The organism is Aquimarina agarilytica ZC1 (assembly GCF_000255455.1).
In the GTDB taxonomy this organism is placed as follows: domain Bacteria; phylum Bacteroidota; class Bacteroidia; order Flavobacteriales; family Flavobacteriaceae; genus Aquimarina; species Aquimarina agarilytica.
Window position 1 is genome coordinate 1 of record NZ_JH621260.1, and the last position, 15,207, is coordinate 15,207.

11 protein-coding genes and 1 pseudogene are annotated in these 15,207 nt (G+C 34.4%); 11 read left to right on the forward strand and 1 reads right to left on the reverse strand.

Annotation, left to right across the window (positions count from 1 at the left end; genetic code table 11):
• The 11 genes and pseudogenes from KQA_RS18795 to KQA_RS20245 form a co-directional block, all read left to right on the forward strand.
• Positions 1-893, forward strand: a pseudogene (locus KQA_RS18795) (hypothetical protein); the annotation flags it as partial.
• Between the two features lie 189 nt (positions 894-1,082).
• Complete coding sequence (locus tag KQA_RS0209665) at positions 1,083-2,027, forward strand: hypothetical protein (protein ID WP_010180556.1); 945 nt, start codon at positions 1,083-1,085, stop codon at positions 2,025-2,027.
• Positions 2,028-2,341: 314 nt separating this feature from the next.
• Complete coding sequence (gene trhO, locus KQA_RS0209670) at positions 2,342-3,373, forward strand: oxygen-dependent tRNA uridine(34) hydroxylase TrhO (protein ID WP_010180558.1); 1,032 nt, start codon at positions 2,342-2,344, stop codon at positions 3,371-3,373.
• Positions 3,374-3,743: 370 nt separating this feature from the next.
• Positions 3,744-5,249 carry a PSP1 domain-containing protein gene (locus KQA_RS18800; RefSeq protein ID WP_010180560.1) on the forward strand — a complete coding sequence of 502 codons (1,506 nt, stop codon included), beginning with the start codon at positions 3,744-3,746 and terminating at the stop codon, positions 5,247-5,249.
• Entirely contained in the window at positions 5,242-5,823 is a 582-nt protein-coding gene (locus KQA_RS0209680) for a gliding motility lipoprotein GldH (protein ID WP_010180562.1), read from the forward strand. The genes KQA_RS18800 and KQA_RS0209680 overlap by 8 nt, the downstream gene beginning before the upstream one ends.
• Before the next feature lie 2 nt (positions 5,824-5,825).
• Positions 5,826-8,159 (forward strand): transglycosylase domain-containing protein, encoded by a 2,334-nt coding sequence (locus KQA_RS0209685; RefSeq protein WP_010180563.1) that lies wholly within the window; start codon positions 5,826-5,828, stop codon positions 8,157-8,159.
• Positions 8,160-8,636: 477 nt separating this feature from the next.
• Positions 8,637-10,865: an Ig-like domain-containing protein gene (locus KQA_RS0209690; protein ID WP_010180565.1), complete on the forward strand. Its 2,229-nt coding sequence runs from the start codon at positions 8,637-8,639 to the stop codon at positions 10,863-10,865.
• A 216-nt stretch (positions 10,866-11,081) separates the two neighbouring features.
• On the forward strand, positions 11,082-11,786 hold the full coding sequence (locus KQA_RS0209695) for a CoA transferase subunit A (RefSeq protein ID WP_010180567.1): 705 nt from the start codon (positions 11,082-11,084) through the stop codon (positions 11,784-11,786).
• 17 nt (positions 11,787-11,803) lie between these two features.
• On the forward strand, positions 11,804-12,439 hold the full coding sequence (locus KQA_RS0209700) for a peroxiredoxin (protein ID WP_010180569.1): 636 nt from the start codon (positions 11,804-11,806) through the stop codon (positions 12,437-12,439).
• 52 nt (positions 12,440-12,491) lie between these two features.
• Positions 12,492-13,148, forward strand: a complete 657-nt coding sequence (locus tag KQA_RS0209705; RefSeq protein WP_010180571.1) for a CoA transferase subunit B — start codon at positions 12,492-12,494, stop codon at positions 13,146-13,148.
• A gap of 152 nt (positions 13,149-13,300) precedes the next feature.
• Positions 13,301-13,459, forward strand: a complete 159-nt coding sequence (locus KQA_RS20245) for a hypothetical protein (RefSeq protein ID WP_157366642.1) — start codon at positions 13,301-13,303, stop codon at positions 13,457-13,459.
• A 9-nt stretch (positions 13,460-13,468) separates the two neighbouring features.
• Here the strand turns inward: KQA_RS20245 and KQA_RS0209715 are convergent, their stop codons facing one another.
• Complete coding sequence (locus tag KQA_RS0209715) at positions 13,469-15,139, reverse strand: ABC transporter ATP-binding protein (protein WP_010180574.1); 1,671 nt, start codon at positions 15,137-15,139, stop codon at positions 13,469-13,471.
• Between the last annotated feature and the right edge of the window lie 68 nt (positions 15,140-15,207).

Here is a 15,207-nt window from a genome sequence, read left to right on the forward strand (position 1 = left end):
CAGACTTAAACGTTAAAATAATGGACCAAAAAGAAGCTGTTGAAGAAGGAGCTCCAACAGAAGAAGAGGAAGAAGAAGGTTCTGAAGAAGAAGAAGAGGAAGCAAAAGATTGTACTAATTTGGAAATGAGTGTGAGGTATACAAGTACAAACATCATTATCGAAGTAGATAATAGATCGGAATTAAGAAAAGATAACGCAACATTTGTATGGTCAATAAACGGTAAGGAGTTAACACCAGCAGAATTACTTGAATTTGATAATAATGATACTGATCATAGTTTAATTGTAGCAGAGCCAAGTGATTTCAACAAAGGGAAAAATATAGTTGAAGTAAAATTGACATCACCAAGTCTTTGTCCTGGAGGAGTAACATTAAAAGCAGAGGTTTTTAATGAGTCTGAAGAAGAGCAACCAGTGATTGGAGAACCAACAATACCAATAGAGGAAGAAACACCTATAGCTGAACCAGTAACGCCAGTAACACCAACTGAGGGAGAAACACCAGTAGCAGAACCGACAGTGCCGGTAGCACCAGTAACACCAATTGAAGAAGGACCATCGACTCCAGTTGAACCAAAAGAATTGACTTGTAATGATATTTCAATTGAGTTAGGAGAACTTTTAGATCCAGAAAATAGAAATGGAAAAGTGGTGCAGCGAGCGCTTTATAGAGTTACTTCTATTAAAGATGCTACGTATACATGGTTTTTAGATGGAAAAGATGTGACTAGTGAACTATCAAGTGCAGTTGGAGTGAAATTTTTCTCTACTTTACCTTCCATAGTAAATATGCGCTTGGAACCAGGGACACATGTAGTTGAAATTTTAGTGACATCGCCAAATATTTGTCCTGGTGGAGTAACTATAAAAGATACCATTGTAGTTCCTTAATGCAACAAGATAAAAAAGAATATAACTAAATAGTAGTTTTATAAAGCGCGTGTATATTGGGAATACACGCGCTTTTTTATTTTAAATGCTTAATTGTTAAAAAAAGTTAAAAAAATAGGGTAAAGGATAAAGTTGGGGTTGTATTTAAACACAAATTAAATTTTAATTAAGACCAACAAACTTAAAGTTATGAAAAAGAACATTTTTTATGGATTATCATCTTTGATGCTATTATTTGGGATGACATCATGCGAAAAAGAATCTACGATTGAAGAAAACGTTATTAATGATAGCGTTGAAGTAAACAAAAAAGGAGCTAAAACATTACTGGCATGTGATGATATTGAGTATAGCTTTGTTTATGGGATAAGTGGCAGATTTTCTGATTTTGCAACTGTGCCTGTTCAAATAAAAAAGGCGACAAATTTTAAGCATGAATATACTTATAGATGGTATTTAAATGGAAAGTTATTATCCGATAAAGACAGACAAGCTTTTGGTTTTGGAACGGGTAAAGTTTTGCCGTATTTGACTCTTTATTCATTTGATAAGGAAGGAACTTATGAGATTAAGTCGGAGGTAGTCTCTGAGTTTTGTGAAGGAAGATCACTTTCTGCAACAGTAGTTATTGATAATAAATTAAACGTAAAAATTTCAAATCAAGAGGAAAAAGTTGTTTCTCCAGAAGAAATTGAAGAGATTCCGAATGAAGAGCCAGTAACGCCAACTAAACCAATAGCACCTGTTGAGCCAGTTGAGCCAATAACACCTGTTAATCCAGTTGAGCCGACAAAACCGATAGCAACATCAGGTGAAAAATTAAGCTGTGATGATTTAACACTAGCAGCAAGGACAGCTATTAAAGGTAGGGTTATTGTTGAAATTCCACAAAGGAAAAATGATGCAGGTAAAAGTTTGATAAATCCATTTCAAAGCAACTACATATACACTGTAGATGGTAAAACATTAACAGATGCGGAATTAGATGCTGTTGATGCAGATGTTGTGGGTGATCACAGTTTAGTCGTTTTTACAAATCTTGCCCCAGGAGCACATACAATAGAGGTACAAGTAACTGCAGACAATATTTGTTCTGAAGGAAAAAATTTATCAGTAAGTTTTACAGCTAAATAATACGATTTGCTGATAGTAATTTCGTATTAATATGCTGAATTATTTTTTGCTAGTCTAAGGCAGGGCAGCACTATAGTGATGAGCCAGTTGATGCTAGCAGGAAAAAGCATAGCCTTAGTTCCGATTGCTTTTTTTAACGCCAGAATAGTGAAAAAGAAACAGCAGATATGCGATTTTTGTTAGTAAATCGTATAAGATAAGGACTAATAATTGTAGTAGTTTTATAAAGCACGTGTACGTTGGGGATACACGTGCTTTTTTGTTTTTTAAATATCTCGTATCTTTGCGCTTTCAACCTTAACTATTAGTATAGCATGCAACTGTACAATAAATTAAGCGCTGCCGAAAGAGCTACTCTTATTGAGGAAGCAGGCACAGAGCGCATTACTATTTCTTTTTACCAATACCATAATATTGGCAACCCACAAGTACTTCGAGATCACCTTTTTTTAACTTGGAACGACTTAGATGTTTTAGGTAGAATTTATGTGGCAACCGAAGGGATAAATGCGCAATTATCTGTCCCCGCACCTAATTTTACTAAGTTTAAAACGCATTTGGACAGTATTTCTTTTTTGGAAAATGTACGTTTAAATATTGCAAGAGAGCAGGATAATATGTCCTTTTTAAAGTTGAAAGTAAAAGTCCGTAATAAAATTGTTGCCGATGGTTTGGATGATCAAACTTTTGATGTTACGCAAAAAGGGGTGCACGTTGATGCCAAAACCTTTAATGAATTAATCGAAGATCCAGATACAGTGCTGGTAGATATGCGTAATCACTATGAAAGCGAAATTGGGCATTTTAAAAATGCGGTAACTCCAGATGTAGATACCTTTCGCGATTCGTTAGATATTATTGAAGAAGATCTTAAAGACCATAAAAAAGACAAAAAGTTGGTCATGTATTGTACCGGAGGAATTCGCTGCGAAAAAGCGAGTGCGTATTACAAGCATAAGGGTTTTGAGCAAGTATATCAATTGGAAGGCGGAATTATTGAATATGCACGTCAAGTGGAATCTGATAATTTAGAAAATAAGTTTTTAGGGAAAAACTTTGTTTTTGATCACCGTCGTGGCGAGCGTATTTCAGAAGATATTATTTCTAACTGTCACCAATGCGGAAAACCATGTGATGTACATGAAAATTGCGCCAATGAGGCATGTCATTTGTTATTTATTCAATGCGAGGAATGTAAACAGGCAATGGATAATTGCTGTTCCGATGCTTGTAAAGAAATTGCCGCGTTGCCTTTTGAAGAACAAAAAGCACTAAGAAAAGGCAAAGGGAATAGTAATAAAATTTTCAAAAAAGGAAGGTCTGAAGTGTTGAAATTTAAGCGGTAAATAGGGTCATTGAAGTGTTAGTACAGTGATTTTTATTTCAAATTTATTTTAATACAAAATGATCCTGAGTCTTTATTGGATGTAAATCGTATAACTAAACTCAGAGGTATTTTCTTAAAAAAAAAGAACAGTTCTACTGCTGTTAAATTTATAGTATCTTTACTACTTAAGAATAGTTTTACGAATTAAACACTTACATGTTGATTTTTAGTTTGTATGCTGCGTTATAACAATTAGCGTGAGATTTTTAAAGATCTGTAATGCTAGTGTTTACGCAATTGAATATGAATTATATTTTCTGTTGCTTTATACAAATTGTAGGCAATAGGTAGTAAAATCAATACGTAAAGTTTTATATATAAATTGATGTATGGCATGTAGTAGTTGTGCTACCAAGGACGGACAGCCCAAGGGATGTAAAAATAATGGAACTTGTGGAACCGATGGTTGCAATAAGTTAACAGTTTTTGACTGGCTTTCAAATATGTCGCTTCCTAACGGAGCGAAACCCTTTGATTTTGTTGAGGTACGTTTTAAAAACGGACGAAAAGTGTATTTCCAAAATACCGAAAATTTAACCTTAAGTATAGGAGATGTTGTAGCAACACAAGCCAATTCTGGGCATGATGTTGGTATGATTAGTTTGGCAGGCGAATTAGTGCGTGTGCAAATGAAACGAAAAAAAATTCCAACCAGTGGTGACGAAATTTTAAAAATATACAGAAAGGCAACTCAAAAAGATATTGATATTTGGAAAGCAGCCCGAGATCGAGAAGAAAAAATGAAAGTCCGAGCACGCGAAATCGCGATCAAATTGGATTTGAAAATGAAAATATCGGATATCGAATTTCAAGGAGACGCATCCAAAGCTACATTTTATTACACTGCGGAGGAACGTGTTGATTTTAGACAATTAATTAAAGATTTTGCCAAGGAGTTTAGCATTCGTATTGAAATGCGCCAAATAGGTTTTAGGCAGGAGGCGGCTCGTTTAGGGGGAATTGGCTCATGTGGTCGTGAGTTGTGTTGTTCCACTTGGTTAACAGATTTTAGATCGGTAAATACCAGTGCGGCACGTTACCAACAATTATCATTAAATCCTCAGAAATTAGCAGGACAATGTGGTAAGTTAAAATGTTGTCTAAACTATGAATTGGATGGATATTTAGAAGCCTTAAATACTTTTCCTAAAACAGATGTAAAAATAAAGACAGAAAAAGGAACTGCTGTTTGTCAAAAAATAGACATTTTTAAAGGCTATTTATGGTATGCTTACGAAGGTGAATGGATGAATTGGTTTACGGTAAAAGCTGAAGATGCGAATGAAATGATTCGTATGAATCAGCAGAAAGAAACTGTTGAAGCGCTGGAAGATTATGCTATTGAGGATAAGAAAGAAAGCACATTTGAGTATGAAAATGTAGTTGGTCAAGATAGTTTAACTCGTTTTGATCAACCTAAAAAGTCAGGTAACCGACGCCGAAATAATAGAAAAAAGCCTCAAAATCAGCAAAGAAAACAACAACGCCCAGAGGCTAGAAAGGCAGGTCATCAGAAAAAAGAAGGTGATGTGGGTGTGGAACAGAAAAAAACGACATCACGAAGAAAACCAGGGAATAGATCAACGAATAAACCCAACAATAACAGACCAAATAATAAAACAAACCAAAGCACCAAATCAACTGCTAGAACGACAGATGCTAAAAATACTGCGGGAAGTACAAATAAAGGGAAAGTTGATGGACAGGTAAAAACAAATAACAAACCTAGGCCAAAACGAAAACCCAAGCAAAATAATAAACAAAATCCACGACAGGCTCAAAAGCCTAAGTCTGGTACAAATCAAAAACCAAATTCAACTACTAAAAATGTGTAAATTAGGCCTTTTAGTCCCTTTTTTAGGGTTTAATGACCAATGGATGAGCTTAAAAAATACAGCTGTTGTAAAACAGCAACTGTATAAGCATATCTCAAAATTTATAGTAGTCATTTTTTTAGGATTAGTAAGTTGTGATCAAAACCAAGTGTTTGATACCTATACCGCAATTGAAACTAAGGGATGGCATAAGGATAGTATAGTTCGCTTTAATTTACCTGTTATGGATTCATTAAAGTCCTATAAATTGTTTTTTAATATTCGCAATACCAATGAGTATAAGTTTAGTAATCTTTTTATAATAACGAGTATTGATTATCCCAATGGAAAAAAACAACTCGATACATTGGAATATGAAATGGCTGCTCCCAATGGGGAATGGTTAGGTGATGGGACAACATCAATAAAAGAAAGTAAGCTCTGGTTTAAAGAGCGATTTAAATTTAAAGAAAAAGGGAATTATAAAGTTTCGGTAAGGCAGGCAATGCGTACCAATGGTTCGGAGCACGGTATTTTATTTTTAAAAGGAATTACCGATATTGGCTTCAGAGTGGAAACTCAGGAAACTCATTAAAAATGACACAGAAAAAAACAACCTCAAAAAAAACACCAGCAAAAACCAGTAACGTTAAATTTATTAAGTGGTTTTGGATTGCATTTGCATCCGGCTTTTTATTTTTAGTTCTTTTGTTTTTATTAGCTGGTTTTGGAGCTTTTGGAAAAATGCCAGAATTTGCCGAGTTAGAAAATCCAGAAAATAATTTGGCTACCGAAATTATTTCTGCAGATGGAAAAACCATAGGTACTTTTTTTAATGAAAATAGAACTCCGGTAAGCTATGACGAACTGCCCGAACATTTAGTGAAAGCACTAGTTGCTACCGAAGATGAACGTTTTTATTCGCATTCGGGTATTGATGCACGGGGAACTATTCGTGCCGTAGTTAATTTAGGAAGAAAAGGAGGAGCTAGTACGATTACACAACAATTGTCTAAAATGTTGTTCACTGGTGGTTCTAAAAATATTGTTGAGCGTATTGCCCAAAAAATGAAAGAATGGGTAATTGCTACTCGTTTGGAACGCCAATACACCAAGGAAGAAATTATTACCATGTATTTTAATAGGTATGATTTTTTATACCAAGCGGTTGGAATTGGTTCGGCCTCTCGTATCTATTTTGGTAAAGAGCCTCGAGATTTAAAAATAGAAGAATCGGCTACTTTGGTAGCTATGCTTAAAAATCCAATTTTATATAATCCACAAAAAGAACGTTTTAAAAAGAATAGTTTACAACGAAGAAACCAGGTGTTAAAACAAATGGAGAAGCAGGAATTTATTTCTACCAAAGTAAAGGATAGCTTGCAAAATTTACCGTTGGAAATAAACTTTTCTCCAGAAGGACATGCCGAGGGAATAGCGACTTATTTTAGAGAATATTTACGTGACTTTATGGAAGGTTGGATAGAAGAGAATCCTAAACAAAACCCTGTTACCGGCGAAAAAGAACTTTACAATATATATAGAGATGGACTAAAAATTCATGTTACCATAGATTCTCGTATGCAAAAATATGCCGAAGAAGCGGTGAGAGAGCATTTAACAAAGCTGCAAAAAGAATTTGATAGGCAAAATAAAAAGAATACCACTGCTCCTTTTAGAGATATTGAAAAGAAGGAGCGAGAAAAGATTATTAAGCAAGGAATGCGTCGTTCCGAGCGTTACAGAATAATGAAAGCGGCCGGCAAATCAGATAAAGTAATTTATGCTTCATTTAAAAAGAAAGTAAAAATGCGTATTTTTTCTTGGAGTGGAGCTATAGATACCATTATGACGCCAAGGGATTCGATTTTATATTATAAATCCTTTTTTCAGACAGGTATGATGTCTATGGAGCCTCAAACAGGACATGTTAAGGCTTGGGTTGGTGGAAATAATTATAAGTATTTTCAATACGATCATGTAAAGCAAGGTAAGCGTCAGGTAGGGTCAACGTTTAAGCCATTTGTATATGCCACAGCCATTGATCAATTAAAACTGTCACCTTGCGATACCTTACCCAATGTGCAGTATACTATTGAGGCTGGACGTTTTGGTAGCACCGAAGATTGGACTCCAAAAAATAGCGGGGACAAATATGGAGGTTATTTAACCTTAAAGAATGCTCTAGCAAAATCTGTAAATACGGTTACAGCTCGCATTATGGGTCGTATAGGACCCGTTCCTGTGGTGCGATTGGCTAAAAAAATGGGCATAAAAAGTAATATACCCGAGGTGCCATCAATAGCTTTAGGTACCGTTGATTTAAGTGTGTATGAAATGGTAGGGGCTTATAGTACTTTTGCCAATGAAGGGATTTATAATCAGCCAGTAATGATTACTCGAATAGAGGATAAAAATGGAACGATTTTATATCAAAATGTACCCGATCCTCGTGATGTAATTAGTAAAGAAGCTGCCTACGTGACCTTAAATTTAATGGAAGGAGTTACCAGGGCTGGTTCTGGTGTGCGTTTGCGTACTGGTAAATCTTATCGGGAAGATTATAAGCGTGTTGTTACTGGATATCCTTATGAATTTACAAATGCTATTGCGGGAAAAACAGGGACTACTCAAAATCAAAGTGACGGTTGGTTTATGGGGGTAGTACCTAATTTATGTACAGGAGTTTGGGTTGGTGCCGAAGATAGAGCTACCCATTTTTCCTCGGTAACTTATGGACAAGGAGCCGCTATGTCTTTGCCTATTTGGGCAATATATATGCGTAAGTGCTATAATGATAAAACACTAAAAATATCTAAAGATGATTTTGTAAGACCAGGTAATTTAGGTATTGCTATTGACTGTGAAAAATACAATGAAAATAGAAAAGAAAACAATGACAATGATGAAGAGATGGATGAATTTGAATAATTAATATAATTTTAATCTTACTAAAGCATAAAAAAAGCATCCGGATGAGGATGCTTTTTTATTGAAACATGTTTAGGATATCTATTTAGTATAGATTTTTTAATAAACAAAAATAATTAAATATTAATTTTTAATAGTTTTTGTTTATAATCAAATATTAAGCATAGCTCTTAAAGCTTTAAAATTGTTGTTTTAACGAGTATTTTAAAATTATAAAAAGCTACTTTTTCGGTGTAATTATCTTTAAGTGTGACTTAAGCTATTTTTTTTGTAGGTAGTCATTTAGTAAGTAGGAATTTTCTTCAATTAAGTGATTTCAACCCTTATGGTTTCTAGATTTGTCGCTAAGTTTTTTATCATTTTGATATAATTTAATACACCGATTTTAGGGTGTTGAATTGGTCTTAGTTGTTTGATTTGCTCATAATATGAATTAAACAGTACAAGGAGCTTATGTGAATAATAACAAAACGAAAAATGAAGTTAATCCCCCTTTTTAAAAAAATAAGAAATTATCCTATTGTTGTAATTTATTTGATGGGTTTAATTTCAAGTCAAATTCACGGGCAACAAATTGGTGACCCTGGTTGGGAATTTGATACATCAAAGTATGATAGTAGGTATCCAGATATGAAAATTTGGGCTACTGCTGGAGTTCAAGGAGGTATTCCTTATCGTAATAACTATCAAAATAAAATTGAAATTAAGCCAGGTGATGATATTCAAAAAGCTATTGATCAAATGGCTAAAAAGTCTGGCGGAGGTGTAGTTATTTTAAAAAATGGAATATACAAATTAGGAGCAAAAACGATAAGTTTAAAATCTAATGTAAGGCTGAGAGGTCAGAGCAAAAATGGCGTAAAAATTAAATCAAGTTTGCGTGCTACCAAAAAGAATGAAAAAGTTCTTTTTAAAATGAATGCTATCGAAAGAGCAGGTATCGAAGATTTGTCTGTAGAATTTTTATTGCCTTCTGGAATAGTAATAAATGATGATCGCAATAATTCCAAAAAGAAATATTGTGGAAATTGTTGGAAAAACGATCCAAGTGGAAGAAAAGATTTATACATTAAGTTCGTAGGGATTTCTAGTAAAACAAAAAATTCATGGGTTGATAATTGTTCGTTTTTAAATTCTGGAACCGACCCTATCGAGGTGAATGGGACTCACATTACTTGTCGAAATAATTTGTTTGATGTATCTGCCAATAAAGGTGGAGGAGGTGAAGGTTATTATGGGGTGCAAGGTAAGTATGGCTTATTTGTTAACGAGACAGTAAAAAGAATACGTCATTTTGCTGTACAGCAAGGAGCTGAATATAATGTAGTGATTAATTGTGATTTTGAAGTTGATGTTAATTTCCATAATAAGGACAAAGGTCATAATCTAATTGAAAAAAATAAAATAACAAACCTTAATTGGCGAGGTTGGGATGTTTTTGCAACTGGAGGAGCTAAATATGGTCATACAAAACCTGGTCCAAATAATATCATTTATAATAATGATACCAATAGTGACGGTAAAAAAGGAGTGTATGGTGGTTCAAAAATAGTATATACATTTACAGGGTATGGACGTCCTTCGGAGTTGTCAAAAAATACACCTTCGGGAGGAACTTTTTATGCCATTAAAAGAAAAAAAACGGGAACACCAGCACCAGTAATTGAACCAAAGCCAAGTCCTAAACCTACAGCAAGTAACGGAAATAAAAAACCACAACTTTCATTTAAAGGATTGAAGAATGGAACAACTTTTAAAGTAGGATCCAGTTTAAATGTTGAGGTGCTTGCTAGTGATGCAGATGGAAGTATTTCCAATGTTAAGCTGTATGTAAATGGGAAATTTCTAAGGCAAGAAAATTTTGCGCCATATGAATGGGGAGGAAATAATGATAAGAGTTTAGTTAATTTAAAAAAGGGGAATTATACGCTGAAGGCCATAGCTACGGATAATAAAAATGCGACCAGTACTACACAAGTTGACATTAGGGTAGGTGAAACAACACCAATCAATAAAACCAATAGTATTCCCTTAGGAAAAACAATATGGCTTAAAGCTAATGACGGGAAAGGTGATTATGTAGTTGCCGAAAAAAATATAAACACGAGTCCACTTAGAGCCAATAGGAATAGGCTAGGTACTTGGGAACAGTTTATTGTTGAAGATGCTGGAAATGGGAAGGTATTTTTAAAGGCAAAGGCGAATAATAAATATGTACAAGCTAAAATCAATGAAGAATCACAAATTTTGGCTTCAACTAACAATAAAAGAGGTTGGGAAACATTTACTTGGGAAAGTAAGGGGAACGCTAAAGTGGCATTAAAAGCATTTAACAATAAATACATATCAGCTAGGTTGAATACGAATGATAAAGTATTATTGGCGAGTGCAAATGAAGCAAAAGCTTGGGAAACTTTTACATGGGGAGTTGTTTCGGGAGCAAAGCAAGTTGAGAATGATAATTATAGTATTAGAGCATATCCAAATCCGACTGTGGATACGGTTATAATAGATTCAGATGATTTGTCAGAGCTAGCATCAATTAATGTATCTGATATGAATGGGATAGTATTGCAAACAATACCGCTAGTAAATGAGCTAGACAAAATAGAAATTGAATTGAAAGATTATAGTCGAGGTGTTTATATTTTGAGTTTATTAAGCCTTGAGGGTAAAACTAAAATTATTAAGGTAATTAAAGACTAATAAAATTTTAGTAAAGAGTAAATACACACTTATATTTTTAAGGGGCTGCAGTTTTATGTAGCCCTTTTTTGTTTGTTCTAGTAAATGGAATTTGCATTAATTCGGTAAATTCATATAGGTGATGGTATAAATTTTCAATAATAAATGGAATGCGTATTAAAAGAGCCTTTTAATTTTTGTATTTTTAGTATTCATCTATTTTATTCTTGTATTCTCATGGTTAATAAAAAAGTAGCAGATGTTCATGAAGCTCTTAAAGGAGTATCTTCTAACATGACTTTTATGTTAGGAGGATTTGGTTTATGTGGAATACCCGAAAATGCAATTACAGAATTAGTACGATTAAAAATTTCAGGCTTGACCTGTATTTCAAACAATGCCGGAGTAGATGATTTTGGTTTAGGTTTGTTGTTGCAACAAAAACAGATAAAAAAAATGATCGCTTCTTATGTAGGAGAAAATAAAGAATTTGAACGTCAAATGCTGTCGGGAGAATTGGAAGTAGATTTAACCCCACAAGGAACATTGGCTGAGTGTTGTAGGGCTGCAAAAGCTGGAATTCCTGCTTTTTATACCCCAGCTGGTTATGGTACAGAAGTGGCTATTGGGAAAGAAACTAGAGCGTTTAATGGAAAAATGCATGTGTTAGAAAAAGCCTTTAATGCCGACTACTCATTTATTAAAGCATGGAAAGGGGACGAAGCCGGGAATTTAATTTTTAAAGGAACTGCACGTAATTTTAATTTACCTATGTGTGGAGCAGCAAAAGTGAATGTTGTCGAAGTAGAAGAATTGGTGCCTATAGGTGAATTGGACCCAAATCAAATCCATGTACCAGGCGTATTTGTTCAACGAATTTTTAAAGGTGAGAACTATATAAAACCCATTGAACAATTAACCCTGAGTGAGAAAAAAAAATAACTTAAAATATACAAATTATGGCAGTATTAAGGCTAGGAGATATAGCTCCAGATTTTACGGCAAAAACATCACAAGGAGATATTAATTTTCATGAATGGTTAGGGGATAGCTGGGGAGTGTTGTTTTCGCATCCTGCGGATTACACACCGGTATGTACTACCGAATTAGGAACGGTTGCAAAATATTCAGACCAATTTAAAAAAAGAAATGTAAAAGTAGCCGCATTAAGTGTTGATGGGGTGGATTCACATATGGGGTGGATAAGTGACATAAACGAGACTCAGGATACCACAGTTAATTTTCCTATAATAGCGGACGAAGATAGAAAAGTATCGGATTTATACGATATGATTCATCCTAATGCAGATAATACCTTAACCGTACGTTCTGTATTTATAATTGGGGATGATAAAAAAATAAAATTGATTATCGTTTATCCTGCTTCAACAGGAAGGAACTTTGATGAAATCATTCGTGTGATTGATTCATTACAATTAACAGCTTACAGAAAATTAGCTACACCAGCAAATTGGAAACATGGTGATGATTGTGTAGTGTCTCCTTCGGTAAAAACAGAAGATATACCGGAATTATTTCCTAAAGGACATAAAGTGATTAAGCCTTACTTACGTACTACACCAATGCCCGATTAAAAAAAAACACTAAACCTAGGACATAAAGTCCTAGGTTTTATTAATAATAGCTATGTTAGATAAACAAGGAATTGCAAAACGGATAGCAAAGGAATTGCAGGATGGTTTTTATGTCAACCTAGGTATTGGTATACCTACGCTGGTAGCCAATTATGTCCCTGCGGATATTTCGGTGGCCTTTCATAGTGAAAATGGATTATTAGGGATGGGGGCATTTCCTTATAAAGGAGAAGAAGATGCAGATTTAATTAATGCAGGGAAACAAACCGTAACAGCTTTGCCTGGAGCTTCGTTTTTTGATTCGGCAACTAGCTTTGATATGATTCGAGGACAGCATATTGATTTAACGGTATTGGGAGCTATGGAAATTTCTTCGGATGGAGACATTGCCAATTGGAAAATTCCAAGTAAATTAGTCAAAGGAATGGGAGGTGCTATGGATTTAGTGGCCAGTGCCAAAAAAATTATAGTGGCCATGATGCACACGAGTAAAAGTGGGCATTCAAAATTATTAGATAAATGTACGTTACCATTAACTGGAGTACATTGTGTTCAAAAGGTAGTTACAAACTTGGGCGTATTTGATATTACATCAAAGGGGTTTTTATTAACCGAAATTGCGCCAAACGTGTCTGTCGAAATGGTAAAGGAAGCTACGCTTGGAAAACTACATATTTCGGATTCGTTAAAAACGATTACTACAGACTAATAAATCTTCAAAAAAATATATTATTAAGGGCTTTTTGTTAATAAATGTTAAAAAATATTGCATTTTGTCGATTTTTAATGCTTTTTATCGAAAACATCTGATATTTTTTTCTATATTGGTACTCTAATTTGATAACCACCAATAATTCATACATGGAAGGAACGATAATAAACCACTCAGTAACAGCATCAATTCAGAATACAAAGGAGGAAAGCAATAATGTAGTAAAAAGCTATAAAGCTAAAAGTGACTCCAAAGAATTTCTTTCGGGTGTGTTTTACCTTTTTAAAAAAGTATTCCTTTTAGGGTAATTCTTCTTTTTATATTCCTTTTGGAATAGCATCAATAAGTTTTTGCGTATATTTTTTTTGAGGATGGGAGTATATCATATCTGCGTCTCCGTGCTCTTCAATACGTCCTTGATTCATTACTAGTAGTTGGTCTGCCATGTACTTGACCACCGCTAAATCATGTGATATAAATATATAAGTAAAATGGTAACGTTCCTTTAATTCATTTAATAGATTAAGCACTTGTGCTTGTACCGAAATGTCTAAGGCACTTACAGACTCATCGCAAATAATTAGTTTAGGCTGTAAAGCAATGGTTCGAGCTATACCAATACGCTGGCGTTGACCCCCGCTAAATTCATGGGGATAGCGATTAAAATAAGAGACAGATAAACCTACACGCTCTAGGAGTTCAATGGCTTTTTCTTTTCGTTCTTTATCACTATTATATAGTTTGTGAGCTTTCATGGGTTCAATAATCGCTTTTCCAACAGTCATTCGTGGATTTAAGCTAGCAAAAGGGTCTTGAAAAATAAGCTGTATTTCTTTTCGTAATTCGCGCATTTTTCTTCGCGAAAGCGAGCTAATATCTACGCCCCTATATTTGATATTCCCTTCATCTGCCTTTGTTAACCTTAAAATTAAATTACCCAAGGTTGATTTTCCACAGCCAGATTCACCTACTAACCCGAGTGTTTCCCCTTCGTAAATAGAAAAGTTAACCTTGTCAACGGCTTTAAATTCGGTGGTAGTAAACCAGCCTGTTTTAGTAAAAAAAGTTTTTGAAGCATTTTTAATTTCTAAAATAGGAGGTTGCGCGTATAGTTTTTGGTGCTTTTCTTTTCTTTCGGAAGCGGTAATTACGTTGCTTTTAGGAGTGCTATTTAAAAAATCATTTATAGTTGGAAGCCTAAATAAACGTTCTTTTAATGAAGGTCTGGCGTAAATTAACGCCTTGGTGTAATTGGCAGTTGGATTATTGAAAAGTTGCGCCGTGGGTTTTTGTTCTATTAGTTTTCCTTGATACATCACCATAGTGGTATCGGCAATATCAGCAACTAGAGCCAGATCATGCGAAATGAACATAATGCTCATTTGCTGTTCTAGTTGTAGTTCTTTTAATAGTGCAATAATTTCTTTTTGTACTGTAACATCTAAGGCAGTAGTGGGTTCGTCTGCAATAAGTAATTTAGGTTTGCAGGCTATAGCCATGGCAATAACAATTCGTTGTTTTTGGCCGCCACTTAATTCGTGCGGATAGGAATTGTAAATACGTTCAATGTTAGGAAGTTTTACTTTTTTAAATAAGTCCAATACTTTTTGTTTAATAACAGAAGTGGTAAAATCCGTATGCGTTTTTAATACTTCTGCTACCTGTGGCCCACATTTCATTGAGGGGTTTAAAGCACTCATGGGTTCTTGGAAAATCATGGCAATATCATTTCCACGTAAACTTTTAAACTGATTGTAAGTGTAATTTGTAATATCAGCACCTAAAAATTCAATGCTACCCGTAGTTATTTGAGCTATTTTATGAGGTAAAAGTCCCATTATGGCTAATGAAGTTACGGATTTTCCACTTCCAGATTCGCCAACGACACCCAAAATGCTATTGGCGGGTAAACTAAAAGATATATGGTGTAGTACATTTTTGTTGTTAAATGCAACAGACAGGTCGGTAACTTTAAGTACGGGATTCATCAAAAGTGTAGTTTGATTTTGTAGGTCTAAGTTAATTTATTTATGTGGATAAAGTAGGATGATTACAA